26 protein-coding genes and 3 pseudogenes are annotated in these 21,159 nt (G+C 46.4%); 13 read left to right on the plus strand and 16 right to left on the minus strand.

The window, feature by feature from the left end; all coding sequences use genetic code 11:
• From RMO27_RS02140 to RMO27_RS02165, 5 genes and pseudogenes are all read left to right on the plus strand, one after another.
• Positions 1-261 (plus strand): annotated as a pseudogene (locus tag RMO27_RS02140) (IS1 family transposase); the annotation flags it as partial.
• A 33-nt stretch (positions 262-294) separates the two neighbouring features.
• Positions 295-1,445: pseudogene (locus RMO27_RS02150) on the plus strand (cysteine--tRNA ligase); the annotation flags it as partial.
• Positions 1,446-1,459: 14 nt separating this feature from the next.
• The gene (locus RMO27_RS02155) at positions 1,460-2,167 is read left to right on the plus strand and encodes a WD40 repeat domain-containing protein (RefSeq protein ID WP_396133599.1); all 708 of its coding nucleotides are present in this window, start codon (positions 1,460-1,462) and stop codon (positions 2,165-2,167) included.
• Positions 2,050-2,696, plus strand: a pseudogene (locus RMO27_RS02160) (NAD(P)-binding domain-containing protein); the annotation flags it as partial. The gene RMO27_RS02155 and the pseudogene RMO27_RS02160, both read left to right, overlap by 118 nt.
• Before the next feature lie 200 nt (positions 2,697-2,896).
• Positions 2,897-3,415, plus strand: coding sequence for a hypothetical protein (locus tag RMO27_RS02165; RefSeq protein WP_309728623.1), 519 nt, complete (start codon positions 2,897-2,899; stop codon positions 3,413-3,415).
• 126 nt (positions 3,416-3,541) lie between these two features.
• On the opposite strand, the gene RMO27_RS02170 is transcribed toward RMO27_RS02165, so the two are convergent.
• The 7 genes from RMO27_RS02170 to RMO27_RS02200 all read right to left on the minus strand — a co-directional run bounded on the left by RMO27_RS02170 (position 3,542) and on the right by RMO27_RS02200 (position 9,904).
• Positions 3,542-3,838 (minus strand): RNA-binding protein, encoded by a 297-nt coding sequence (locus RMO27_RS02170; RefSeq protein WP_309728624.1) that lies wholly within the window; start codon positions 3,836-3,838, stop codon positions 3,542-3,544.
• Positions 3,839-4,295: 457 nt separating this feature from the next.
• Complete coding sequence (locus RMO27_RS02175; RefSeq protein WP_309728625.1) at positions 4,296-4,505, minus strand: hypothetical protein; 210 nt, start codon at positions 4,503-4,505, stop codon at positions 4,296-4,298.
• A 45-nt stretch (positions 4,506-4,550) separates the two neighbouring features.
• Entirely contained in the window at positions 4,551-6,665 is a 2,115-nt protein-coding gene (locus RMO27_RS02180; RefSeq protein ID WP_309728626.1) for a M48 family metallopeptidase, read from the minus strand.
• A gap of 19 nt (positions 6,666-6,684) precedes the next feature.
• Positions 6,685-7,278: a LemA family protein gene (locus tag RMO27_RS02185; RefSeq protein WP_309728627.1), complete on the minus strand. Its 594-nt coding sequence runs from the start codon at positions 7,276-7,278 to the stop codon at positions 6,685-6,687.
• Between the two features lie 133 nt (positions 7,279-7,411).
• Complete coding sequence (locus RMO27_RS02190) at positions 7,412-7,996, minus strand: SH3 domain-containing protein (RefSeq protein WP_309728628.1); 585 nt, start codon at positions 7,994-7,996, stop codon at positions 7,412-7,414.
• Positions 7,997-8,090: 94 nt separating this feature from the next.
• The gene (locus tag RMO27_RS02195) at positions 8,091-9,578 is read right to left on the minus strand and encodes an AAA family ATPase (protein ID WP_309728629.1); all 1,488 of its coding nucleotides are present in this window, start codon (positions 9,576-9,578) and stop codon (positions 8,091-8,093) included.
• Between the two features lie 101 nt (positions 9,579-9,679).
• Positions 9,680-9,904: a type II toxin-antitoxin system prevent-host-death family antitoxin gene (locus RMO27_RS02200; protein ID WP_309728630.1), complete on the minus strand. Its 225-nt coding sequence runs from the start codon at positions 9,902-9,904 to the stop codon at positions 9,680-9,682.
• 147 nt (positions 9,905-10,051) lie between these two features.
• Here RMO27_RS02200 and RMO27_RS02205 point away from each other — a divergent pair, with 147 nt between their 5' ends.
• Together RMO27_RS02205 and RMO27_RS02210 are read left to right on the plus strand one after the other, a co-directional pair.
• On the plus strand, positions 10,052-11,500 hold the full coding sequence (locus RMO27_RS02205; RefSeq protein WP_309728631.1) for a pentapeptide repeat-containing protein: 1,449 nt from the start codon (positions 10,052-10,054) through the stop codon (positions 11,498-11,500).
• Between the two features lie 182 nt (positions 11,501-11,682).
• Positions 11,683-11,934: a hypothetical protein gene (locus tag RMO27_RS02210; RefSeq protein WP_309728632.1), complete on the plus strand. Its 252-nt coding sequence runs from the start codon at positions 11,683-11,685 to the stop codon at positions 11,932-11,934.
• A gap of 151 nt (positions 11,935-12,085) precedes the next feature.
• Here RMO27_RS02210 and RMO27_RS02215 read toward each other — a convergent pair whose 3' ends face one another.
• A complete protein-coding gene (locus tag RMO27_RS02215; protein ID WP_309728634.1) occupies positions 12,086-12,832 on the minus strand; it encodes a metal ABC transporter ATP-binding protein in 747 nt (248 codons plus the stop codon).
• A gap of 97 nt (positions 12,833-12,929) precedes the next feature.
• Positions 12,930-13,346, minus strand: coding sequence for a DUF3592 domain-containing protein (locus RMO27_RS02220; protein ID WP_309728636.1), 417 nt, complete (start codon positions 13,344-13,346; stop codon positions 12,930-12,932).
• Between the two features lie 191 nt (positions 13,347-13,537).
• Between RMO27_RS02220 and RMO27_RS02225 the strand changes: the two genes are divergently transcribed.
• Both RMO27_RS02225 and radC read left to right on the plus strand, forming a co-directional pair.
• Entirely contained in the window at positions 13,538-13,864 is a 327-nt protein-coding gene (locus RMO27_RS02225) for a translation initiation factor (protein ID WP_309728638.1), read from the plus strand.
• A gap of 121 nt (positions 13,865-13,985) precedes the next feature.
• Entirely contained in the window at positions 13,986-14,717 is a 732-nt protein-coding gene (radC, locus tag RMO27_RS02230) for a DNA repair protein RadC (RefSeq protein WP_309728640.1), read from the plus strand.
• A 198-nt stretch (positions 14,718-14,915) separates the two neighbouring features.
• Here the strand turns inward: radC and RMO27_RS02235 are convergent, their stop codons facing one another.
• A complete protein-coding gene (locus RMO27_RS02235; protein WP_396133598.1) occupies positions 14,916-15,284 on the minus strand; it encodes a TMEM165/GDT1 family protein in 369 nt (122 codons plus the stop codon).
• A gap of 72 nt (positions 15,285-15,356) precedes the next feature.
• Positions 15,357-15,713, minus strand: a complete 357-nt coding sequence (locus RMO27_RS02240; RefSeq protein WP_309728642.1) for a YkgJ family cysteine cluster protein — start codon at positions 15,711-15,713, stop codon at positions 15,357-15,359.
• A gap of 202 nt (positions 15,714-15,915) precedes the next feature.
• On the opposite strand from RMO27_RS02240, the gene psb30 reads away from it, so the two are divergent.
• Positions 15,916-16,056, plus strand: a complete 141-nt coding sequence (psb30, locus tag RMO27_RS02245; protein ID WP_309728644.1) for a photosystem II reaction center protein Ycf12/Psb30 — start codon at positions 15,916-15,918, stop codon at positions 16,054-16,056.
• A 34-nt stretch (positions 16,057-16,090) separates the two neighbouring features.
• On the opposite strand, the gene dusB is transcribed toward psb30, so the two are convergent.
• From dusB to RMO27_RS02260, 3 genes are all read right to left on the minus strand, one after another.
• On the minus strand, positions 16,091-17,092 hold the full coding sequence (gene dusB, locus RMO27_RS02250; protein ID WP_309728646.1) for a tRNA dihydrouridine synthase DusB: 1,002 nt from the start codon (positions 17,090-17,092) through the stop codon (positions 16,091-16,093).
• A 95-nt stretch (positions 17,093-17,187) separates the two neighbouring features.
• A complete protein-coding gene (locus RMO27_RS02255) occupies positions 17,188-17,478 on the minus strand; it encodes a type II toxin-antitoxin system RelE/ParE family toxin (protein WP_309728648.1) in 291 nt (96 codons plus the stop codon).
• A 12-nt stretch (positions 17,479-17,490) separates the two neighbouring features.
• Positions 17,491-17,760, minus strand: coding sequence for a hypothetical protein (locus RMO27_RS02260; protein ID WP_309728650.1), 270 nt, complete (start codon positions 17,758-17,760; stop codon positions 17,491-17,493).
• Between the two features lie 190 nt (positions 17,761-17,950).
• Between RMO27_RS02260 and RMO27_RS02265 the strand changes: the two genes are divergently transcribed.
• On the plus strand, positions 17,951-18,100 hold the full coding sequence (locus tag RMO27_RS02265) for a hypothetical protein (protein WP_309728652.1): 150 nt from the start codon (positions 17,951-17,953) through the stop codon (positions 18,098-18,100).
• Between the two features lie 19 nt (positions 18,101-18,119).
• On the opposite strand, the gene RMO27_RS02270 is transcribed toward RMO27_RS02265, so the two are convergent.
• On the minus strand, positions 18,120-18,458 hold the full coding sequence (locus tag RMO27_RS02270) for a type II toxin-antitoxin system RelE/ParE family toxin (RefSeq protein ID WP_309728653.1): 339 nt from the start codon (positions 18,456-18,458) through the stop codon (positions 18,120-18,122).
• Positions 18,442-18,705: a hypothetical protein gene (locus tag RMO27_RS02275; RefSeq protein WP_309728654.1), complete on the minus strand. Its 264-nt coding sequence runs from the start codon at positions 18,703-18,705 to the stop codon at positions 18,442-18,444. Before RMO27_RS02275 ends, RMO27_RS02270 begins: the two co-directional genes overlap by 17 nt.
• 432 nt (positions 18,706-19,137) lie before the next feature.
• Here RMO27_RS02275 and RMO27_RS02280 point away from each other — a divergent pair, with 432 nt between their 5' ends.
• The gene (locus tag RMO27_RS02280) at positions 19,138-20,532 is read left to right on the plus strand and encodes an ABC transporter substrate-binding protein (protein WP_309728656.1); all 1,395 of its coding nucleotides are present in this window, start codon (positions 19,138-19,140) and stop codon (positions 20,530-20,532) included.
• Positions 20,533-20,588: 56 nt separating this feature from the next.
• Complete coding sequence (locus RMO27_RS02285; RefSeq protein ID WP_309728658.1) at positions 20,589-21,137, plus strand: glutathione S-transferase family protein; 549 nt, start codon at positions 20,589-20,591, stop codon at positions 21,135-21,137.
• Positions 21,138-21,159: the final 22 nt, after the last annotated feature.

Here is a 21,159-nt window from a genome sequence, read left to right on the forward strand (position 1 = left end):
GCTGGAAATGTTATTTTTATGTCACAGATGGATGGCCAGTTTATCCGATGTTTGTTCCGTGACCGAGACCAAATTATCTGTAAAACTTATATGACCAGAGTAGAGGGAGAAAATCCAAGACTTAGACACTATTTAGCTAGACTTCATCGCAAGACACTTTGCTATTCTAAGTCAAAAGAAATGCTGGCACATTCAGTTAGATTACTAGTTCACTATCTCAAGTTCTGGGATGTTCCCGTTCCATATTCAGCTAACTATTAAATGTAGCCAAAGCTTCTATCCCATTTTGAATAATATTTGTCCGCCTCGATCGCTACATCATACATCAATTCAGCAACGCCTCAGGTGCGTTATGTCCAAAATTTTACTGACATTGATGACAAAATTTTGAATCGGGCAAAGGCTGAAAATAGGTCGATGGAAGCAATTGTCGATCGATATATTGCGGCATATTTTACAGATATTCGACGGTTGAATATCCTCGATGCTGATGAATATCCCCGTGTCACCGAGCATCTCCCCGCCATCCACGATCTGATTCAAGCATTAGAAGCTAAAGGCTATGCCTATGCTGTGGATAGGCAGACCTGGCTGGCATATTGAGTGTTCGGCGATGATTCGGGCGCGGCTGGGGGAAACGATCGATATTCATGGCGGTGGTGGCGATTTGGTATTTCCCCACCATGAAAATGAAATCGCTCAATCAGAAGTATTGACGGGTAAGCCGTTGGCGAATTACTGGCTCCACAATGGGATGGTGACGGTGAATGGCGAGAAGATGTCCAAATCTTTGGGCAATTTCACCACGATTCGCGATTTACTTGACGGTAAATGGGTGGGATGTCCACATCAGATCGATCCAATGGCGATTCGGTTATTTGTCCTCCAAGCCCATTATCGCAAACCGCTAGATTTCACCGAGATGGCGATTACTGCGGCTGAGAATGGCTGGCAAACTCTCAAGGACGCGCTGACTCTGGATTGGCAGAAGTTCGATTTGGAATTTGAGTTGAATTCTGGCGATTTTGACGCAAATGCAATCGACCAATTTCAGAAGGTAATGGATGATGATTTTAATACGGCGGCTGGATTAGCGGTGCTGTTTGAGTTAGCCAAGTCGCTCAAGCGAGAGTTTAATTTGCGCTGTTATGAGAGCTTCCAGGAGTTATCAGAAATTCAATTACAACAGAAATCGCAGACGTTAATTCATCTGACTCAGGTATTCGGGTTAGAGGTTCAAGCGCAATCACCGTCTGAATTAGAAGTCGATCCGGTGTGGATCGAATCCATGTTGCAACAACGGCAACAGGCACGGCAGGAAAAACGTTACGCCGAAAGCGATTACCTCCGGTAGGCTACGCCAACGAATTCGTGACGAACTGCTTGCAGTGGGGATTACACCGATCGATCGACCCGATGGACAAACAAGGTGGGAAAGATCGTGAATACAGAAAAAGAGATGACAGAAGAAGATCTAACAGAACAACCTATTTTGGAGTTGAGTGCGACAACCCAATTATCAGATTATGTGAGTGCGATCGCGTGGTCGCCGACGGGTAATACTTTAGCTGCTGCTTGTTGTAATGGTGAAGTGCATTTACTCAAGAGTTTTGTGGGTAGAGCCTTGTGTCCACCGACGGGCAATTCGATCGATGCTTTAGCCTTCTCATTCGACGGTAAATGGCTAGCAGCGGGCGGACTAGATGGCAATATTACATTGTGGCGGATCGATTCTCGTTCCGAGAGGCTTTGCCAAAGAGAGATTCCTGAACTTTTCGATACGAACGCGCAAGCGCACCCCCTAAGGGTGGTCGAATCTGGCTCCTGGATCTATCGATTAGTCTGGAGTCCAACCTGCAATCATCTGGCGTTTAATCTGGGTAAAACTGTCCAGATTTGGGATGCAGATCGATCGGAAGTAGTCACGAATTTACCAGGAGCTGCTACTCCCCAAGATCTACGCTGGTCGCCGGATGGTCATCATTTAGCTGTAGCAACCAAAAATGATATACACATTTGGAATAGCCAGAATTGGGACGATAGATTGTATCAGTTCCTGGGCATGGGTTTGGGCAACTTGACCTCAATGCGATCGCTCGTAAAACATCCCCCGCGATTAGTTTCCGGCGCGAACACCTCAATGGTACCCAAGATGCAAAGTACCTAGAAATGGTTGCCGATGCGATTAGCTTGCCCGTCCATACGGGTGTTGAAGTCCAGAAAATCGAAATATTACCTCAATGTCGCGGCTTTGGGATTCATGTACCTGATGGCATGATTCAAGCCCAGTTTGTGATTTGGGCAGCCGGAGAATTTCAGGATCCGAATTTGAATCCTTTTCCTGGTGCAGATCTGTGTCTCCACAATGCTCAAGTAGACTCCTGGACTCAACTTCAGGGGGATGAATTTACGATTCTAGGCGGGTATGAAAGTGGTATGGATGCGGCGGTAAATTTGGTCGCATTGGGCAAAAAAGTTAAGGTACTCGATTACCTCCGGATGAGTCTACCATTACCCCTGGGCTATTTGTCGTCGGCCCTTCAGTACGCCATGACAAGACGATCTTTTGCTTTATCTACAAGTTCCGTCAACGCTTTGCGGTGGTGGCTAATTCGATCTCCCGTCGTCTAGATCTCGATCCCGCTGCGCTAGAAGTCTATCGCGATGAAGTGATGTTTCTCGACGATAAATCTTAGATAATAGTAAGTATCTGGCAATCTCGATCCAGACAATGTTCATCGATAACTTTCGGCCTGGAATAATTGATTGGATCGAACCTCATCGATGAGAACGCGAAATATGCGCGGCTGTTTAGCAGAGGCTAACTTAACAGTCTCCAATCGGTTCCAGTTATGTCCTCGATGGCCACCATGAATCGCGAACGGATCTAAGGTTGATGTTGACGATCTCTACCACATACTTGCCATCCATCCACACTCATCAAAACCGCTGGTTGACGAGCCTGAAAATCGCCCTTGTCGCGACTCTTGCTGGCAATCCGCTAGCGATTTCGGCACTGGCAAAAGATCTGGCGATTTCACAGAGCCGTGTTAACGTCGATTCAGTTGCCAATGGCGTACATCTCTATGGGGAATCCCTCCGACCGAATGTCATCGGGAAAGAATATATTATTTTTGAGAAGAACGGGAGTAAAGCCATTGGGGCTTTCTATTTACCGCGTTCGGAGTTTAGTTGTTTTTATGGGCAGTTTAAAGATGCACGCCTCAACGTCACCCTGTTTGACCCCTTCGATCATCGCAAGTATACTTTTTTCCTGGCACTAGCTGCTGATGGTCTGACAGCTAGCAAGCAGCCGATGCTGGGACAACCTACCTACCAACCCCTCAGCAAAATTAGCACTAACGATCGCCGAATTTTAGCCGCTTGCAAGCAACAACTTCAAAAATCAAAATGACAAAAGGGTGAAAGTATGAGTTACCTTCACCCTTGCAATCGCGCTAGGATATTTCAAGATCGCCGTACTAATTGTTAGAGCCGATCGCGCTCTGAGGATCGATGTGTCGATCGAGTTGAGACGGTTTTAGTAAGTGGGTTTGCGGAAATCACCACGGCTTTGACCGCCGCCGCCACCCTCTTCGCGGGGACGTGCTTTGTTTACTTTGAGAGAACGCCCCATCCATTCAGCACCATCAAGATTGGTAATCGCATTGTCCTCACTGGTGTCATCAGACATTTCAACAAAGGCAAAGCCACGCATTCTGCCAGTCTCGCGATCTGTGGGAAGTACAACTCGTTTGACTGTGCCGTAATCCTCGAAAACTGTTTTTAGGTCTTCTTCGGTGGCTTGATAGGATAGGTTTCCGATATAAATGGTCATGTGAAAATCGATAAAGCTGGACGAGAAATTTTACTGTGCAGTCGATCGACAATAGTTGGACGTTAGCAACAAGCTGACGCAACTAATCTCGCTCGGCAATCGCTCCGCTGACGCGGACGATTGCGGCTGGCAAACGATCAGTTGAGATCGACTAACTCAAAACAGGTAGCTATCTAAACTTCACCACTTACCAACGATCGAACTGAACTAGTAATTAATATTTTCATCATACCCGATCTCCTCGGTTTTCAGCGTCGTCCAGGCTACAAGTTGGGGGATTTTTGTTGGAGCTAGGGATTACCTCGATTGTGGGAAAGCTTGGCAGGTAAATGTACTTATTGACAGATTGCACCGTTGTAAATTAGCAATCGCTGTTACTAGTTAGGCGACCGATCGATCGACGTTTTGACTGCTGTCGATCGATCGGTTGCAGCCCGCTAGTTCGATTGTAGAGAGTCTAGTCGATCTCGATCGATGTTGGTCTGGATCGATCGGTGGTGCCGGTGGGATTGTTCGTGGGCGTGAATCCAGCTTGCTGTTCCAGCCAGGTTTTGACGGGGTCATCGGTGAGATTTAAGCGCAGGACTCCAGAAATAAAACCATTGCAAAAGGCGACTGGTTCCTTGGTCAGTTCTTTGAAAATTGGTGTCAGTTCGTTCAAAAGCATAAGAGCGATCGGGCTAAGGTTGGTAAAATATCTGCTAGCTAGATCTTAACTTAAAGTAGAGCGGCTAGGGCGTTGGCGGACGGGAGCTTTGTCTACCACTGCGGGAATTGGGGCATCTAATAAGATCGCGATCGCGCGCAGCAGATCGGCAGCTTGGGTGGGGATTTGTCGGTGGTTGCTGAGGATTTCCAAGCAGGCAGACATCAGGGCTTGTTTGACCTTGGCGGTAGCGGTAGCTATTTTGGATAAATCGGTCTGAAATTCGCGCCAAGTAACTGCTGGAGGCAATGCTACGCGATGGTGCTGGTTGCTGGGCAGGCGGAGTAAGCTAGCTTCAAAACTATAACTGACATCTTGGGGTCGATCGCTACTCGATCGGGCGAGGGTGGCTAAAATATTGATGATTTCGCTCCAGACATCTTCAACCGATCGATATAGCTCTGGCGGAGTGCCGGTAGTAGGTGCAAGTCGATGAGTGAGAATCAGATAAACGATCGCGGTGTGCCAATCTTCAGCAGGCAGGAGATCTACCATCCCGTAGGCACATTTGAGCAAGCGCGGGATGTGTGCCGTGTCCCGCAGTTTCGTTACTTGTCGATCGAGTGTGGCTAGGCGTTGGTGTGGAGGGACAACTGCCACAGCAGCGTGCAGGGTTTCGATTTGGGCGATGACGGCGGGTGCTTCGAGTTGGGCGAGGTAGTCTAATTGCGCGGTCGATCGATCTGCATCTAGGAGCAAGGCATAGATATAAGCCAGCACCCCATATTCGCCAATAGGCTCGGCTGGTGGTGTTGCCGGGGCGAGATCTTCGTCGAGATTTTCAACATCCGTAGTCACAAAGCCGTGTGTGACCGTACTGACGATCGGATTAAAATTAGGCACGGTTTGGCCATTAATCACAATTTTAGTCCCTAATTTCCGACCCACACCCTGGATAATTTGTAGCCGATGGGCGAGGGGTGGATGGGTGGCAAATAGTCCGTCTAACCAACTCAAGTTGAGAGCGGGACTAAAAAACATATGACTGGTAGTTTCTGCTTGTGGCGAGTCGATATAGGAACTCAAACCACCAATTTTGGCTAAAGCACTGCCAATACCATCGGCATTGCGGGTAAATTGTACCGCCGAGGCATCTGCAAGTAATTCCCGCTGTCTGGAAATCGCGCTCTGAATCAATCGTCCCGATATAAACCCCGAAAAACCGATAATCCTCAGTAACAGCCCAAATACCCACAGCGGATTGTCGCGACTCCAACCCGTATAACTCAGCAGCCGCCCAGTCAAATGCAAGCACAAAATGCCATGCAACACTCCCATCAGGCGGATATTCATCGCCATATCCCCATTGAGAATATGACTGAACTCATGGGCGACGACGCCTTGCAATTCATCGCGAGTCAATTGCTCCAAACTCCCCTGCGTCACCCCAATCACCGCATCATTAATCGTAAACCCAGCAGCAAAGGCATTAATCCCCGATTCGTTAGCTAAAAGGTACACTGGCGGGACGGCCATCGTCGCTGCGATCGCCATTTCTTCGACAATATTGAGTAACTGTCGTTCGGCGGGTGTCGCCTGTTCGGGAAAGATCCGCCGTCCGCCCAATTCTGCGGCAATTACCGCACCACCCGCCTGCAATTGTTGGATCTTCCACCAGGCAGGTAGTCCCATCAACAGCCCCGTCCCTAGCAGCGTCCAGAATAATACCCGCCCATCCCACCAAATCGCTGGCTGAGTACAATTGGGCATCGGCGAACCGGAGCGATTGGTAGAGTAGTTGTAATAACCGGTGCGATGGCGGTATGAATCGCTGATACTACGCCGAGAAGTATTCCCAAAATTGGAGAACCCGCCCAACTTACCACCTTTAAGTTGATAATCTCGTTGGCGTAGCCTCTCTGCAAGAGAATCGGGTGCAAAGGGTAAAAATGGGATCGTAGTTGCCGACGAGATCGCGCGGGGACTAGCGAAACTCGTTGAGACGATCGGTTGACAAGTCAATCGCCCGCCAAACGCCGCCCATTTCAAGGAAGTTGTATTAATCGTCAGCATCGCTGCCAAGTAAATACAGATTCCTGTAAACATGACTGCCGCTCCAAACATCCCCACCAAAGTCCGCGTCGCGCGTTTCGATCGATCCTGTTGCTCGAAAAAATTCATATCTCTTACCCTCTAACCTCTAAAACGATACTCTCGGAGCCACTCGCACCTCATGATCCACCGCAACTTCAGTCAAGAGTTCGGCGGCATTAAACCCAAATCGATCGGCGATGAGATTGCTGGGGAAAGCTTCTCTAGTCGTGCTGTAGAGCGTAACGGCATCATTAAAAGCTTGACGGGCAAAGCCCACCCGATTTTCGGTAGATGTGAGTTCTTCCATCACCTGGATCATCATGCCGTCGGCTTGGAGATCGGGATAAGACTCACTGAGGGCAAATAGTTTACCCAGAGCACCAGAGAGCGCACCTTCGGCTTGGCTGAGGTTTTGCATCACGCTCGGATCGCCAGGATTTCTAGCCGCTCTACCGCTCGCATCGATCGCGATATTCCGCGCCAAAATTACTGCCTCTAAAGTCTCCCGCTCGTGAGCGAGATAGCCTTTGGCAGTTTGTACCAAATTGGGAATCAGATCGTAGCGGCGTTGCAATTGGACATCGATTTGGGCGTAGGCATTTTTATAGCGATTGCGTTGTGCGACAAGTCGATTGTAAGCTTCGACGACGATATACGCGATCGCGGCACCAAGCGCGATGATAAAGATAAGAGGTCCCATAGATCTGAAATAGATAACTATCAGATTTAGGGTACCCATTCATGCCAGCTCGATCTCGATCGACACAAATTTACTGCGGGGACGAAATATTCGCTCGATCAATTCAACCGCGTCAATACAGTGGTGAAGCCCTCTAGTTTGTAGTGTCAGCATCAGGTACGGCTCTGCGTCTTCTTCCATTTCTCACTCTGGCTTTGGGTTGTGGTGGGGGAGCTGCTTGGACTTCATTGGCACCTGCGGCGGCTTTATCGATATTCCCTGCTTTCACCCAACCTTTGAGATTATCGGTTTGCGATTGAATCAGCACCCATTGCTTGTCATCGCTAGTCTCAATAATGGCAACCTTGGCATTAAAAGCCACACCACCCAGTTTTTCGGCACCAGAATTTGGCTCTTTTTTGAGCGACAAGCCATCTTTCCACAGCACTTTGGCATCATACGCTTCCGGTGGTAGCTGTTCGGGAGCATTGGGATTTTGCGGATCTTTGGCTGCTGGGGATTGTACGAGTTTTGCCGCTGTAGCCGTTTTCGGCTTGGGTTTGTTAGCAACTAGAGATTTGCCACCATCTCGCTCTTCCGCAAATACTGGTTTGGGTGGGCGGGTACCCATTTGAGTCATGAAGAAATAATAGCCCGCACCGCCGACGACTCCCACCAATCCAACTAAACCGATCGAGATACCAATGATTAATTGTAGGGATTTGAGGGCGGCGTTCATGGTTAGGGGTTAGGTATTAGGGATTAGGTATTAGGCTTTATGGGGTAGAGAAGAAGTTCTATGATTTGCCAGGGATGAAAGAAACGCTTAAAGCCTAAAGCCTAGCTTGCCTGGATGCCAATCTAGCCTTACCCGAATTCGCCCAGTCTTGGAGAAATTGAATTTGGGTTTGGGCGGTGACGGCGAGGGGGATCATTTGGCTGGCTGATTCTAGAATATCATCAGTGGTGAAATCGCGATTTTGACTGAAGCCGATATGCATGGCTTCGACGAGGGTTTGCTCGATTTCGGCACCAGAGAAATCGGGAGTTTCGTATGCCAATCGATCGAGATCGTATTGAGCGAGATTGTGCGGACGGAGCTTGGTGAGATGGACGTTAAAAATTGCTCGACGTTCCGCTCTAGTGGGTAAACCGACGAAGAAGATTTCATCGAAGCGTCCTTTACGGAGCATTTCGGCGGGAAGAGAGTCAATATTATTCGCAGTAGCGACGACAAAAACTGGAGATGTTTTCTCAGTCAGCCAGGTAATAAATGTCCCAAATACCCGACTTGATGTGCCGGCGTCGCCTTTGCCATCAACGCCCGCGAAGGCTTTATCGATTTCATCGATCCAGAGCACGCAGGGTGAGAGAGCCTCGGCGAGTTGGATCATCTGTCTGGTGCGAGACTCCGATTCCCCTACCAAGCCGCCAAATAAGCGTCCGACATCCAGGCGTAAGAGCGGTAAGTACCAGTGGTGTGAGATCGCTTTGGCAGTGAGAGATTTGCCAGTGCCCTGAATTCCGACCAGGAGCAGCCCTCTAGGGTAGGGAAGACCATATTGACGGGCGCGATCAGAAAAGGAGCCGCCACGGCGCAGGAGCCAGTCTTTAAGGTTATCCAAGCCACCGATATCGGTAATCTGCTCTTTGGCAGGATAGAAATCGAGGATTTGGGTTTGGCGGATGGTTTGGCGTTTTTCGGCGAGGACTAATTCTACATCATCGGGACGAATTTCGCCGTGGGTAGCGATCGCGCGAGCTAATACTCTCCTAATTCGATCGACCGATAAGCCTTGACAAGCGCGAATCAGATCGTCTAATTGTTGGCTGCTCAGGTTGTTACCAGTGGCATTTGTCAATCGATCGATCTCGACTTTGATTTCGGTAGCGGTGGGGAGCGGAAATTCTAATAAGACGATCGCTTCGCTCAAGTCGCTGGGAATGGTAATTTGGGGTGAGAGGATGATGATGTTTTTGGGTTCGGATTTGAGCTTGCGGGCGAGATTACGCAATTTGCGCGCGACGGATACGTCTTCAAGAAAGCGGTGATAATCGCGGAGGATAAATATCCCCGAAATGTCGGGGCTGAGGTTATCGACAAATTCTAACGCTTGGAGGGGATTGCGTTTACCATAGCCTTTGTCATTGGGGTTGCCCTGATAACCATCCACAAAATCCCAGATATAAATCGGGCGATTGCCCTGCTGCTGCGCGACTTTGGCGATCGATCCTTCGACGCGTTCTTCTTCGGTGGTGGGAATATAAATTAGGGGAGATCGCGCCCGTAAAAGTAGTTCAAATTCGGTACTAAAGGTCATATGCGCTAGCGAAGTGCTTCGGATCGGGATTGCCCAGATGCTGCTCGTTCTATCTATAGCTTAGTGCAAACAACACTTGTTAGCGCACTTGGAGAATCGCTTCACTCCATGTACTCTCTAAATTTTTCTAAAGGCTCATCAAAATCATCTGACATCCAGATTAGCCCTTTCGCACTACCAAATTTTGGACGAGGTTCGATCGATTCTATAGGGACAAGCTTAATTGCAGGTCGATTGTCAATACATATAATAACTTCTTCGCCATCGTTCGCCGCATCAACTAGCTCCTGCAATCTGGCAGCGGCTTCTGTGGCAGATACTTGCATAGTTTTAGCTCCGTTCTGACTACACCTTAATTGTAGGGGATGATTCTCACAACTCGCAAACTAGGGATGTTGTATTGATCGAGTCTCTGGGCACAATAGTTGATGAGTGTTACAGCAATAGTCGATCGCCCTTAAAGCAGTAAAATCATGGAGAAACCGGACAAACATATCTATCGATTGTGGGGACTAAAACTCTGTCGATTATGGAAGAAACAAGGCTTCGTTGTACTTACAATCCTGTTGTTAGCATTATTGGTTGGCATTATTCTATGGAATAGCCAACAGAATAACGTCAATTTACTGGAGTATAAGATTGAGATTTTCAAGGAAGAGATAGCTCAAGATTTATCTGGCAGTGAACTATTCAAAATAGAAGATAGGCTGAAGCTAGATAAAGATATTTTGGTAATTGAAAAAGACAAAATCACGATTCAAAATGGAGTATATACGACTCTAGTACAAGCTCTGGGCGGATTAGCTTTAATCATCAATGCTTATCTTGGTTTTTGTAATTTCAAGATTGGGGAAAAGAATCTCAAGGTTGCGGAAGATAAACAAGTTACCGAAAGATTTAGTAAAGCGATCGAGCATTTAGGGAACGAGAAAGCTATCGATGTTAGACTTGGTGGAATTTATGCACTAGAACAAATTGCGATTGATTCTCCTGAGAAATATCATTGGACGATCGTGGAGATTTTAAGTGCTTTTGTTCGAGGAAAACGTCAAATCAAAGAATTGTCAATAGCTCCTATTGATTCCGAGCTAGATTTGAATGAGGCTTCACAAGAAAGTCCATTTAATGCAACTTCTCAAAAGCTTGAAAAGGTAGGAATAGATATTCAAACAGCTCTTACTGTCATGGGTAGAAGAAATGTGAAAAAAGATCCTGAAGGTAAACACATTGATTTACGAAAAGTTAATTTAGTAGGAGTAGAGTTACCAAATGCTAATTTCAGTGGTGCTATTCTATGTAATGCCATTCTATGTGACGTAGATTTTATGGGAGCTAATCTTAGCAATGCATATCTTAATGGTGTAGATCTATGTGAGGCAAGACTCTCTTTTGCTAACCTGAATGATACCGATCTAACTGCAACCCTTGATGCTAATAATAAGATGGTCTTTACAAATCTCAGGGATGCACGTCTTCTTGGTGCTACTTTTGTTAAGGCAAAGCTCAGTGGGGCGGATTTTTATCGAGCACACCTTTGTGGCGCAAATTTCAAAGGTGCAGAACTTAATAATGTTAGTAATTTCAACACTGCAATATTGGGAGGAATGAAAGTCAATAATATTCCTTTGCCTGGTGCTAACTTTACTGGTGCAAGACTCTCTTTTAATCCCATAGATGAAAATTTTGGAGGTATAAATTTCGAGGACGCAAATTTAAATAATACCAACCTTAGTAATAATTTTGCTCTTAGGAATGCAAACTTTGGAAGTGCAGATTTGACTAATACTAATCTGATCGGTGCTTCTCTTGATGATGCCGATTTATCACAATGCAAAAACTTAACTCAGGAGCAATTAAATTTAGCCCTTACATCCGAAAATACCAAGTTACCGAGCTACCTGACTACATCACCAGCATCATAATTATTATACCTTTTCAGAGCCAGTATGGTTCGTGGCGATCGACACTTAAAATTAATACAGAGTAAGAGTTTCAATTTATTTTCTCGATCGACTTGGCACGCTCAGATCTACGCTTTTACTAGTCCTTATATATTGGTGCAAGATCTGAGTATTCTTATCCTGGTAACGATCCGTATGGATTTATGGCGAAAGATGAGATCGTCAAATATCTCGAAGACTACGCTGCAAGCTTCAATCCGCTGATTAAAGCAGGTGTGATAGTAAATAAAGTCAGTCAGAAAATCGCTCATTTGCCGTCAGTACTGACCTCGGTGAGTATACTAGCGATCGAGTGGCAAAGATGCGGTAGAATGGCTCGATCGCATGGGTTATTACAGCGTCCATCCCGCTCTAATCTCAAATGTATGTACAGACATTTGAGAAGTTACAAATAATTCTCAACTAATTATTAAAGATCGACAAGAATCAACTAAAGTCTGGGATTTTGATCGCGAACACTTCACCGAATTCAGCAACAACAACTCAACAGAATAAACCGATCCTATGTAAACTTTGAATTCATCAGATTGGGTTCTAACCGCAGGATTAACAAAATAGATCTGCACTCACATCTTGGCGAATATGTTGATGCAATGGCGTACCGTAAGCTTGCTGAAAATTTTCTGATGTCATCACCTGCTGCGGCGAACCATCAGCAATCAACCGTTGATTGAGGAGCAAAATGCGATCGAGACTGTCCAATGATTTACCCCATTCATGGGTACTGACCAGTAAAATCTTACCAGCCGCTCGCAATTCCCCAAAGACATCGATTAGTACCGCTTCAGTCTTCTTATCCACACCGGTAAACGGTTCGTCAAATAGAAATAAATCCGCTTGTTGCGCCAATGCTCGCGCTAAAAATACCCGCTGCTGCTGCCCGCCTGACAATTCACCAATTTTCCGATCCTTGAGATCCAACATCCCGACTCGATCTAGTGCCGCACTTACCATCACTTTAGCCGCTTTATCGGGACGGCGAAACCAGCCGATTTGACGGGTGCGCGCCATCATCACCACATGCCACACCGTAATCGGATAATCCCAGTCGATCTGCGATCGTTGGGGGATATATGCCACCTGTTCCAAATGCTGACACAGCGGACAAGTACAATATTTGACGCTTCCATGTGCCGTCGGGACTAGCCCCAGCATCGCCTTGAGCAAGGTACTTTTACCCGCTCCATTCGGCCCAATCAGCCCCACAAGCTGCCCTGGCTCGATCCGAAAGCTCACGCGTTCCAATCCCGATACCCCTCGGTAATTGACCGCTAATTGCTGAACCTCTAACATGTACGGGTTGAATATAGGAATCATTCTCATTGTACCCAATAACGGAGTCGCTGGATAAATGTGGCATGGGGTATCGAGTAGTATCGCCGATCGATATTTATTTTATTGCCGATTCCTTTCTAACATGTAAACCAACCACGGTAAATATCCCACCGAGAAACCCCACGAGTATGGAAGGAAACCATAAGGCACCTGGGTTGTCAATGTTGGTCTCAACAGCAGTGGTAAGCGGATCTTTCGCATACAAAACTGTCACTTTGTCCCCAACTGCATAGTCAATCATGCCACTGCCTGTAAATTCAACTGCGTTGTTTGTACCTGCGGGTACAAATCGAATGAGTGGATGAGCACCACCAGCAAAAAGTCGGACAACAGTGCCATCTGCTCTCGATGCAGTATTCGCAAAATGATAAGTCGAAATTGCAGTGCCTATCGCTAGTAATAGGCAGCTCGATCCAACTACTGGAAAGATAATCCCGATTATTTCTAGCTTTACTCGATCGATTTCGGACATAATATTTAGATACTCGATCGTTCGAGCTGTCAGTATTTGGTTGCTGTTTAGATCGTGGATAAATATCGCTGTCCAGCTTGGCACTAAACCTCATGAGACTGGGGCGATCGGAAATCACAATCGAACTCGATCGTGAGATAAACTTGTGTTGAGTGCGATCTTCCTTCTGTAGTTAACGTACCCATAAAAACATGGCAAAAGACAGCAACAAAATCGCCTACCGGGAATTCGGTGACGAAGAACCAGCTACCGACGATACCGTAGAACTACCACCCAACCAGCACAAACTCAAAATCGAAGTCTCCCGCAAAGGCAAAGGCGGTAAAACAGTGACGATTGTCAGCGGCTTTCAAGTATCGTTAGAGACACTGACTAGTCTCACCAAGACACTCAAAAATCAGTGTGGGGCAGGTGGCGCGCTCAAAGATAACTCGATCGAAATCCACGGCGACCACCGTCAAAAATTATTAGAGATCGTGACTAAATTGGGCTACAAAGCTAAGTTGAGTGGCGGCTAAATAGCGGATGATTTTAGCGATCGAGAAAGAATAGTTCGGCCATTGTATCGATTCGATCGAGGAGCTAATCATCGTAGAGTGACAGGTAATTTTAATTGCGCACCGATTACGTGCCATTGGCATGACTTACAGCCTCCGTATCATCGATATCCCCAGTACCGAACGTCCCCGCGAACGCTTACTCGCACATGGCGTCAAACACCTCAAGAATGCGGAACTAATCGCGATTTTATTAGGCACGGGACAAGGCCCTGGTAAACTATCGGCGATCGGTTTAGGCGAATATATTCTCAATCATCTCGGTCAGCATCAGCGCGATCCTTTAGAGCGATTGCGCGATCTGCATCCCCAGGAATTGATGGATATCCCAGGTGTCGGCCCTGCCAAGGCGACGGCGATTTTAGCCGCAGTAGAATTGGGACAGCGAGCTTGTGCATTGCGTCCGCCAGATCGAGCGATTATTGAGACTCCCGATAGTGCCGCAGCCGCGCTGAGTCAAGAGTTGATGTGGTCTACCCAAGAGCGATTTGCCATCTTATTATTAGATGTCAAAAATCGGTTGCTCGGTACTCAGTTAATCACGATCGGTACAGCCACCGAAACCCTCGCACCACCTAAAGAAATCTTCACCGCCATTCTCAAACAAGGTGCCACCAAAACGATCGTCGCCCACAATCATCCATCGGGTAGCACCGAACCCAGTCAAGCCGATCTCGATCTGACTCGACAATTACTCGCAGGCGCAAAGTTGCTCGGTATTCCCTTGTTAGATCATCTAATTTTGGGTGGTGGTAACTGGAGCAGTTTGCGTCAAAATACTAATCTCTGGGAAGAATGTCCTCAGGGAGATTGATACTCTCAAGGCTGAACACGACAAGAAAATCCGTAGGTTGGTTTGGGCGTAGCCAAACCCAACGAACACGCCAATACCCTAGAGATGTTGGATTTCATTCTTCTGCGTGGTGCAACGCACGCTGAGGAAACCTCAGCGCGAATGCATCCGCAACCCAACCTCCCCTAAAACTTGTAGCTACCCTAAATTGCATAGTATCTACAATTGGACAACATCCCCAAGTAACAGAATCGAAACCACCATCAACAACATCCCAGCCGCAATATCTAAAGTTCTCGGCGATAATACCTTCGCTAGATAACGCCCTAATAATACTCCGACTAAACTAGTTGCAATCAAAGCTGTTCCCGCACCGAGAAACACGATCCACGGCGATTGAGATTGCGCACTTAATAGTAGTGTCGCTAGTTGAGTTTTGTCGCCCATCTCCGCAAGGAAAATCGTGATGAACGTCGAAAAAAATGTACTCCACACACTAGATTTTTGCAGACTTGTGGCAGATTCAGTGACGATAGTTTGGGTAACGATATCGCCAGCAGTGCTTTCTGGATGAGAAGGGCTAGTCACTTGATAATCTGAACTACGGCTAAGGTTTCATATCTGCCCTATCTTCTCATACCGATCACTAAAGATCGAGGCTTAGAGGAAAATTCCTAGTTCGGTATCGAATCGGATCGCTTCTAAACTCCGATCTCCATACACGCCTTCGATCTGCTCGCGACAACAGGCGATCGCAAAATCATTCAAATCTTCCGGCTCGATCCCAAACATCGCCACAAAGGTATCTTCCTGCACTCGACAGAATGGGGGACGATCTTCATAGATTTTGCAAGCACGGGTATCCCGATCGAAATTGATACACCAACCATCTTCACCCACCATACTCAGATAGATGCTTAGCTGCTCCGGTGGCAAGTATTCTTCCAAATCCGGTCGATCGCTTGGATCGAGGTTACAGCAAGCCCCACACTGCTTCACACACCGCCATGTAGACATATTTCGATCTCTAATTCTTACCCACTCAGTCTATTCGGTATTTATGTGAATTTACACATCCCGCTCCATTGTAAAATTGCTCTCCCAACTCTTTCATGTACTTTTGTAAACTAAATTAATCTAACCCCGCTGGAAATAGGTAGAATTGTAACGCCGATCCTGTAGGCTAACTATAAATTTAAATCTATTTTTGCGAGGAAATATGGACTTTTTGAGCGGTATTGTGGATAGCGTGCTCAGTATTAACTGGGAAGTAATCGCCCAACTGTCAATGGTGGCAATGATTATGATTGCTGGTCCTGTCGTAGTATTCTTGCTGGCTGCTCTACGCGGCAATATGTAGAAGATTTAGTGGCTAGTGACTAGTTGTTGTGATATCAGTCCCTAGCCGCACAAACTTTTGTTAACGATTCGATCTGTCGATCGAGTAAATCCACACCTTCAGCGACGTTATTAATTTCCTGTAGCTGCGTACGTAACTCTGCCGCACCGGCAAATCCCTTGGCGTACCAAGTCATGTGTTTGCGGGATTGGAGGATACCGCGTTCGCCTTTGTATAGGTATAAGTTTTGTAAATGTTCTTTGGCGCATTCTAAGCGATCGATCGCACTCGGTGACGGTAACAGTTCGCCCGTTTTGAGAAAATGGTCGATTTCACCGACGAGGAAGGGATAGCCGAGTGTGCCGCGCGAACACATCACGCCATCGGCTCCAGTCTGCTCCAGGCAAGCGATCGCAGATGCCACTGAGAAGATATCACCGTTAGCGATTACCGGAATCGACAATACTTCTTTAACTTTGCGAATCCAGTCCCAATTGGCAGTACCGTTATAGCCCTGAGCGCGAGTGCGAGCGTGAACTGTGAGCATCTGTGCGCCAGCATCCTGCATCCGCTGGGCAAAGTCTAAGATATTAATCTCATGATCATCCCAACCGATCCGCGTTTTGACGGTGACGGGAATATTCACAGTATTGACAACGGCATTGACGATCGCCACAGCGGTATCTGGATCGCGTAGTAATGACGAACCACCGCCGTTTTTGGTGATTTTATTGACCGGACAACCCATGTTAATATCGATCGTCTGTGCGCCCTGCTCCAGAGCGATTTGAGCCGCTTCACCCAGGAAATCGGGACGACAATCGAATAACTGAATACTAATTGGACGCTCGTTCGCATCGATTTCCATGATCCGGGGGATTTCCTTCAGATGCCGCAAGCTCGAAGCCTGCACCATCTCGGTATACATCATCGAATCGGGGGCATATCGCCGTACCAAGCGACGAAAAACCAAATCGGTGACACCAGACAAGGGCGACTGAAAGACACGGCTGTGGAGCTGGAGAGAGCCGATCTTGAGTGGAGTGGTGAAGTTCAAAAGACGCAGGGAATGGGGACGGAGTGTGGGGAGACTGGAAGACTAATTAACCCAGGTTGCTACCTAGAAATGCTGGTTTGTGAGACTGCAAAGATTTAGGAGAAATAATCTTCAATATCTCGCGATTGGTGAATAATTCTTAGAATTTCAATTCCATCTGGAATCAAAATATAAAAGATAATATAAGGCTTGACGGGAAAACTTCTCAATCCTTCTAGTAACTGATGTCGCGATACTCCCATTGTGGGAAATTGTGCGAGCATTGGAAACCTGTCGAGCAGTTTTGCCACTTGGCGATCGCCAGCAATATCATTCCGTTGTGCGAGATAAACCCAAAGGTCTTCGAGATCTTGTTCTGCCTCTTTAGACAAACGATATAAACTCATAATCGATCTAGTTTAGCCGATCCGATTTTGCCCACGCGATCGAATTTTACCGAGCAATTCCGGCAACGTCTCATCTGTGTACTCGGTATAGTCTCCATTTAGGAGCTGTTGCGCCCCGATCTCAATCTTTTGCTGGAGACTTTGCAGATCGGCAGGATTAGGATCTTGAAGTTGATGAAAGAGAAGCTGACGCTCTTGTTCGTTCAGAGCCAAAATGATTTGAGTCAGTGTGTCAATCAGCACAGTATTGACTGGCATCGATTGAATCATTGGTGTTCCCATGTGTAGAGGTTTCTCTGTGTCTAGTATAACGGCATTACAAGCCCCAACGAATCTACCGTGTGTTCATTTTGGTCGATTCCGCAAGACGGAGGCTACGCCAACGAGCCGATTGCCACAGCATTTTCGATACCCTTAATATTTAGGCTATATTAGTTCAGGCGATCAAGTCCACTCTCTTGATCGCGTAGCGTTGCGGAACGCAAATCGTGCCAAGTCGATTACCTACGGTACGCTACGCGAACGAGCTATCTTGCCCTTGTTATACATCTACCTACGAGATTGTCTGTGGGCGATCGATCGATTCGTTGGCGTAGCCTCCGTCTTGCGGAATCGGCAATAAGCATCAGATCGAAAAAATTCTAAACACCACCTTCTAGCTCCTCTATATCGTTTAGCGTCAGAGGAACTTGGCTACTATGGCGAACATACAAAGCATAAACTGTGTCATCGCGAATCGTAAAAAGCACTCGGTATATATTCTTGGCTTTCCCAAACAGAAGTTGACGTACTTCTTCTGGAAAAATCTCATGTTCGATCGCTAAGGAACAACGCTGGGGTTTCTCTTGTAGAGTAGCGATAGTATTCATTAATCCTCGAAACCAAAGATCTGCAAACTCAGGATTAAGCTCTCGATACCAGCGATAGGCTTGTTCGATCTGAGCTTCCGCAATTGGCGTAATTTCAACCTGAAATGCCATATTTTTGCTGCATTTCTCGTACGAAATCTCCGATGGGTCGAGTTTGACCGGAGTTTAGTTCCTCAAAACCTTGTTGAATCCCCTCAATTGTCTCCAACTGCTCCATTAATTGGCGTAGTTTGACAGCATCGATTTTACCAGGATCGAGAAAGGTGACGAGAACTTGGGAACGGTCGCTAACATCTTGCGGTAGCTCGGCGAACTGGATTTGCCCATCCTGATAAATGCCTTCAATGGTTTTTAGCATAAGTTGCCGTTGGGTTGGTATCTCCTTCAATTTTACCAGCTCTCGACGAGACGGAGGGTAAGCACAGACTAGTTGCTTCAATGTAAGGCGATTACCTCCGGTAGGCTACGCCAACGAACCCCACATCATGGTTTTACGATCGCCTCACTCAGGATGTAATCGATCAATATTTAGGCTGTGTTAGTTCAGTCGGTCGATCGAAACATCGCCAGACTCGTTGGCGAAGCCTCTCGTTCCGAGAATCGATTTTAGTACATTAGACCAACGATGTAACATTTTTAATCCCGACCCCCAACTCCCATCCGGTGGTACAGCAACTCCCAACTAAAAAGTCACCTCATCCTGTAGAATTCAACATACTATGCTCAAAGTTAACTGAGAGCTGGGATCGATTAGCTTACTCCCGACTGTACCGAATCTCCGATTACCTCAATGAAGCGTCGCCAATTTCTGCAATATAGTGCCCTTTCCGCAGCAGGTTTGACCTTTGCCGCATGTACGAGTCAAGGTAGCACTCACTTTAATCAGCCAGCAGCTAACTTTGGGAAATTAGAAAAAACCGATCTTCAGATTGGGATTGTTTCTAGTTTAGACTGCCTACCGTTGGTGGTGGCCAAAGAGAAAGGGATGTTCAAAAAGTATGGTTTGAATGTCACATTGGTCAAACAGCCAACTTGGGAGCAAGTACAACAGGAATTGCATAGCGGTAAATTGGATGCCGCCCAAACGCTGTTTGCGATGCCCCTGTGGGAATATTTTAGTAGTAAGAGTGGCAAATCACCAGCTAAAGAGGAAGAGGGACAATCGCGCCGACGGAGAAGAGATCGCGAGCCAGTCAAAAGTGATGCTAAAACCGTTGCTTTGATGGGACTAAATATTAATGGTAATAGCATCAGCTTGAGTCCGGCAGCGTGGAAAGCTGGAGTGCGATCGCGGCAATCTTATAGCAATCTGAATGAATTGCAAGATGGCTATAATAAGTTTTTTCGCGAACTAAAAACACCGCCAGCATTTGCGATCGCTCATCCTGCTGCGATGGCCAATTATACAACTAGATACTGGCTGGGCACGATGGGTATCGATCCCGAACGCGATGTCAAGTTTCAAGTATTAGCACCGAATGATATTCTCGCTGGATTAGAGAATGACAAGGTCGTTGGCTATGCCACTGATGAACTATTCAATCAACAAACACTTACCGATAAAAAAGCTTTTACGGCGGCGATCGATCGTGATATTTGGCACGGACACCCCGAAAAAATTCTGGCATCTCTCGATACTTGGCTCAAAGCAAATCCAATTACGGCTAAAGCATTAATGGCAGCAGTATTAGAAGCTTGTCAATACTGTGATAACCCAGAGCATGTCACCGACTTAGCACCTGTTCTGGGTAAATCAGAATATACGAATGCTGGTACTAATAAAAACTGGCAAAAAATACTCGCGGGGAGTTATAACTTTGGGGCAATCGAGGGCAAAGCCCAAGTTTTAAAAGTTCCTGATTTCCAAGTATTTCACTTTCAATCGACTAAATATCTCCAACAACCAAACCATGCTAACTTCCTCTGGCACTCGCACGCTGTCTGGGTGCTGACGCAGATGGTGCGCTGGCGACAACAGCAGCTTACTGATTATCCCAAAGATGCGAATGAGATTATTAAACAACTCTATCCAACTGAAGGCTATGCCGATGTTGCTAAAGCTTTTTGGTTAAATATGCCCAAGGGACAACTGAAGATCGAACAACCAGAGACATTTGTCGATCTGATTGCTTTCGATCCCAATAAGCCACTGGAATATCTGAATGGATTTGAATTGAGAGCATGAGTTAGGTTTTAGGTTTTAGAGCGCAAGGTAAAAATTAGCTAATCTAATAATATAAAATGATTAAACTATATGGCGGGGCTAGAAGTCGGGCATCGATCGTTCGGTGGTACTTAGAAGAATTGGCAATTCCTTATGAATTTATTCTACTGGATATGTCTGTCGGAGAACATAATCAACCAGATTTCTTGAAAATCAATCCATTCGGTAAAGTACCAGCAATTACCGATGGAGATTTTTCTCTATTTGAATCTGGTGCGATCCTTCTATATCTTTGTGAGAAATATGGTGGTAAAGAATTATCGATCGAACATCAAGCAATCCTCACTCAATGGATATTATTTGCTAACTCAACTTTAGCAACTGGGATTTTTACCGAAGCAAGTAGAGCGAAAGAACTACCTAAATTGATGACCCCTTTGGATGAAATACTCACCAAACATTCTTACCTTTTAGGTGATGAATTTAGCGTCGTCGATGTTGCTGTTGGTGCGATTTTGTATTATATTCCCTTGATGCTTAAGGTGGATTTATCTGCATATCCAGCAGTGATTAATTATCTGCAGTCTCTCTCCAGCCGTCCTGCTTTCAAGGTAGGTATGTCCTAAAATTAGTTAGGATAGAGATCCC

Origin of the sequence: Chamaesiphon sp. OTE_75_metabat_556, assembly GCF_031378165.1 — a bacterium.
GTDB lineage: Bacteria > Cyanobacteriota > Cyanobacteriia > Cyanobacteriales > Chamaesiphonaceae > Chamaesiphon.

What these genes read in the sequence shown, in the direction of transcription:
- RMO27_RS02155 (WP_396133599.1), top strand. Translation starts at nt 1,460, where the DNA reads ATGACAGAAGAAGATCTAACAGAACAACCTATTTTGGAGTTGAGTGCG.
- RMO27_RS02165 (WP_309728623.1), top strand. Translation starts at nt 2,897, where the DNA reads ATGTTGACGATCTCTACCACATACTTGCCATCCATCCACACTCATCAA.
- RMO27_RS02170 (WP_309728624.1), bottom strand. Translation starts at nt 3,838, where the DNA reads ATGACCATTTATATCGGAAACCTATCCTATCAAGCCACCGAAGAAGAC.
- RMO27_RS02175 (WP_309728625.1), bottom strand. Translation starts at nt 4,505, where the DNA reads ATGCTTTTGAACGAACTGACACCAATTTTCAAAGAACTGACCAAGGAA.
- RMO27_RS02180 (WP_309728626.1), bottom strand. Translation starts at nt 6,665, where the DNA reads ATGAATTTTTTCGAGCAACAGGATCGATCGAAACGCGCGACGCGGACT.
- RMO27_RS02185 (WP_309728627.1), bottom strand. Translation starts at nt 7,278, where the DNA reads ATGGGACCTCTTATCTTTATCATCGCGCTTGGTGCCGCGATCGCGTAT.
- RMO27_RS02190 (WP_309728628.1), bottom strand. Translation starts at nt 7,996, where the DNA reads ATGAACGCCGCCCTCAAATCCCTACAATTAATCATTGGTATCTCGATC.
- RMO27_RS02195 (WP_309728629.1), bottom strand. Translation starts at nt 9,578, where the DNA reads ATGACCTTTAGTACCGAATTTGAACTACTTTTACGGGCGCGATCTCCC.
- RMO27_RS02200 (WP_309728630.1), bottom strand. Translation starts at nt 9,904, where the DNA reads ATGCAAGTATCTGCCACAGAAGCCGCTGCCAGATTGCAGGAGCTAGTT.
- RMO27_RS02205 (WP_309728631.1), top strand. Translation starts at nt 10,052, where the DNA reads ATGGAGAAACCGGACAAACATATCTATCGATTGTGGGGACTAAAACTC.
- RMO27_RS02210 (WP_309728632.1), top strand. Translation starts at nt 11,683, where the DNA reads ATGGCGAAAGATGAGATCGTCAAATATCTCGAAGACTACGCTGCAAGC.
- RMO27_RS02215 (WP_309728634.1), bottom strand. Translation starts at nt 12,832, where the DNA reads ATGTTAGAGGTTCAGCAATTAGCGGTCAATTACCGAGGGGTATCGGGA.
- RMO27_RS02220 (WP_309728636.1), bottom strand. Translation starts at nt 13,346, where the DNA reads ATGTCCGAAATCGATCGAGTAAAGCTAGAAATAATCGGGATTATCTTT.
- RMO27_RS02225 (WP_309728638.1), top strand. Translation starts at nt 13,538, where the DNA reads ATGGCAAAAGACAGCAACAAAATCGCCTACCGGGAATTCGGTGACGAA.
- radC (WP_309728640.1), top strand. Translation starts at nt 13,986, where the DNA reads ATGACTTACAGCCTCCGTATCATCGATATCCCCAGTACCGAACGTCCC.
- RMO27_RS02240 (WP_309728642.1), bottom strand. Translation starts at nt 15,713, where the DNA reads ATGTCTACATGGCGGTGTGTGAAGCAGTGTGGGGCTTGCTGTAACCTC.
- psb30 (WP_309728644.1), top strand. Translation starts at nt 15,916, where the DNA reads ATGGACTTTTTGAGCGGTATTGTGGATAGCGTGCTCAGTATTAACTGG.
- RMO27_RS02255 (WP_309728648.1), bottom strand. Translation starts at nt 17,478, where the DNA reads ATGAGTTTATATCGTTTGTCTAAAGAGGCAGAACAAGATCTCGAAGAC.
- RMO27_RS02260 (WP_309728650.1), bottom strand. Translation starts at nt 17,760, where the DNA reads ATGGGAACACCAATGATTCAATCGATGCCAGTCAATACTGTGCTGATT.
- RMO27_RS02270 (WP_309728653.1), bottom strand. Translation starts at nt 18,458, where the DNA reads ATGGCATTTCAGGTTGAAATTACGCCAATTGCGGAAGCTCAGATCGAA.
- RMO27_RS02275 (WP_309728654.1), bottom strand. Translation starts at nt 18,705, where the DNA reads ATGCTAAAAACCATTGAAGGCATTTATCAGGATGGGCAAATCCAGTTC.
- RMO27_RS02280 (WP_309728656.1), top strand. Translation starts at nt 19,138, where the DNA reads ATGAAGCGTCGCCAATTTCTGCAATATAGTGCCCTTTCCGCAGCAGGT.
- RMO27_RS02285 (WP_309728658.1), top strand. Translation starts at nt 20,589, where the DNA reads ATGATTAAACTATATGGCGGGGCTAGAAGTCGGGCATCGATCGTTCGG.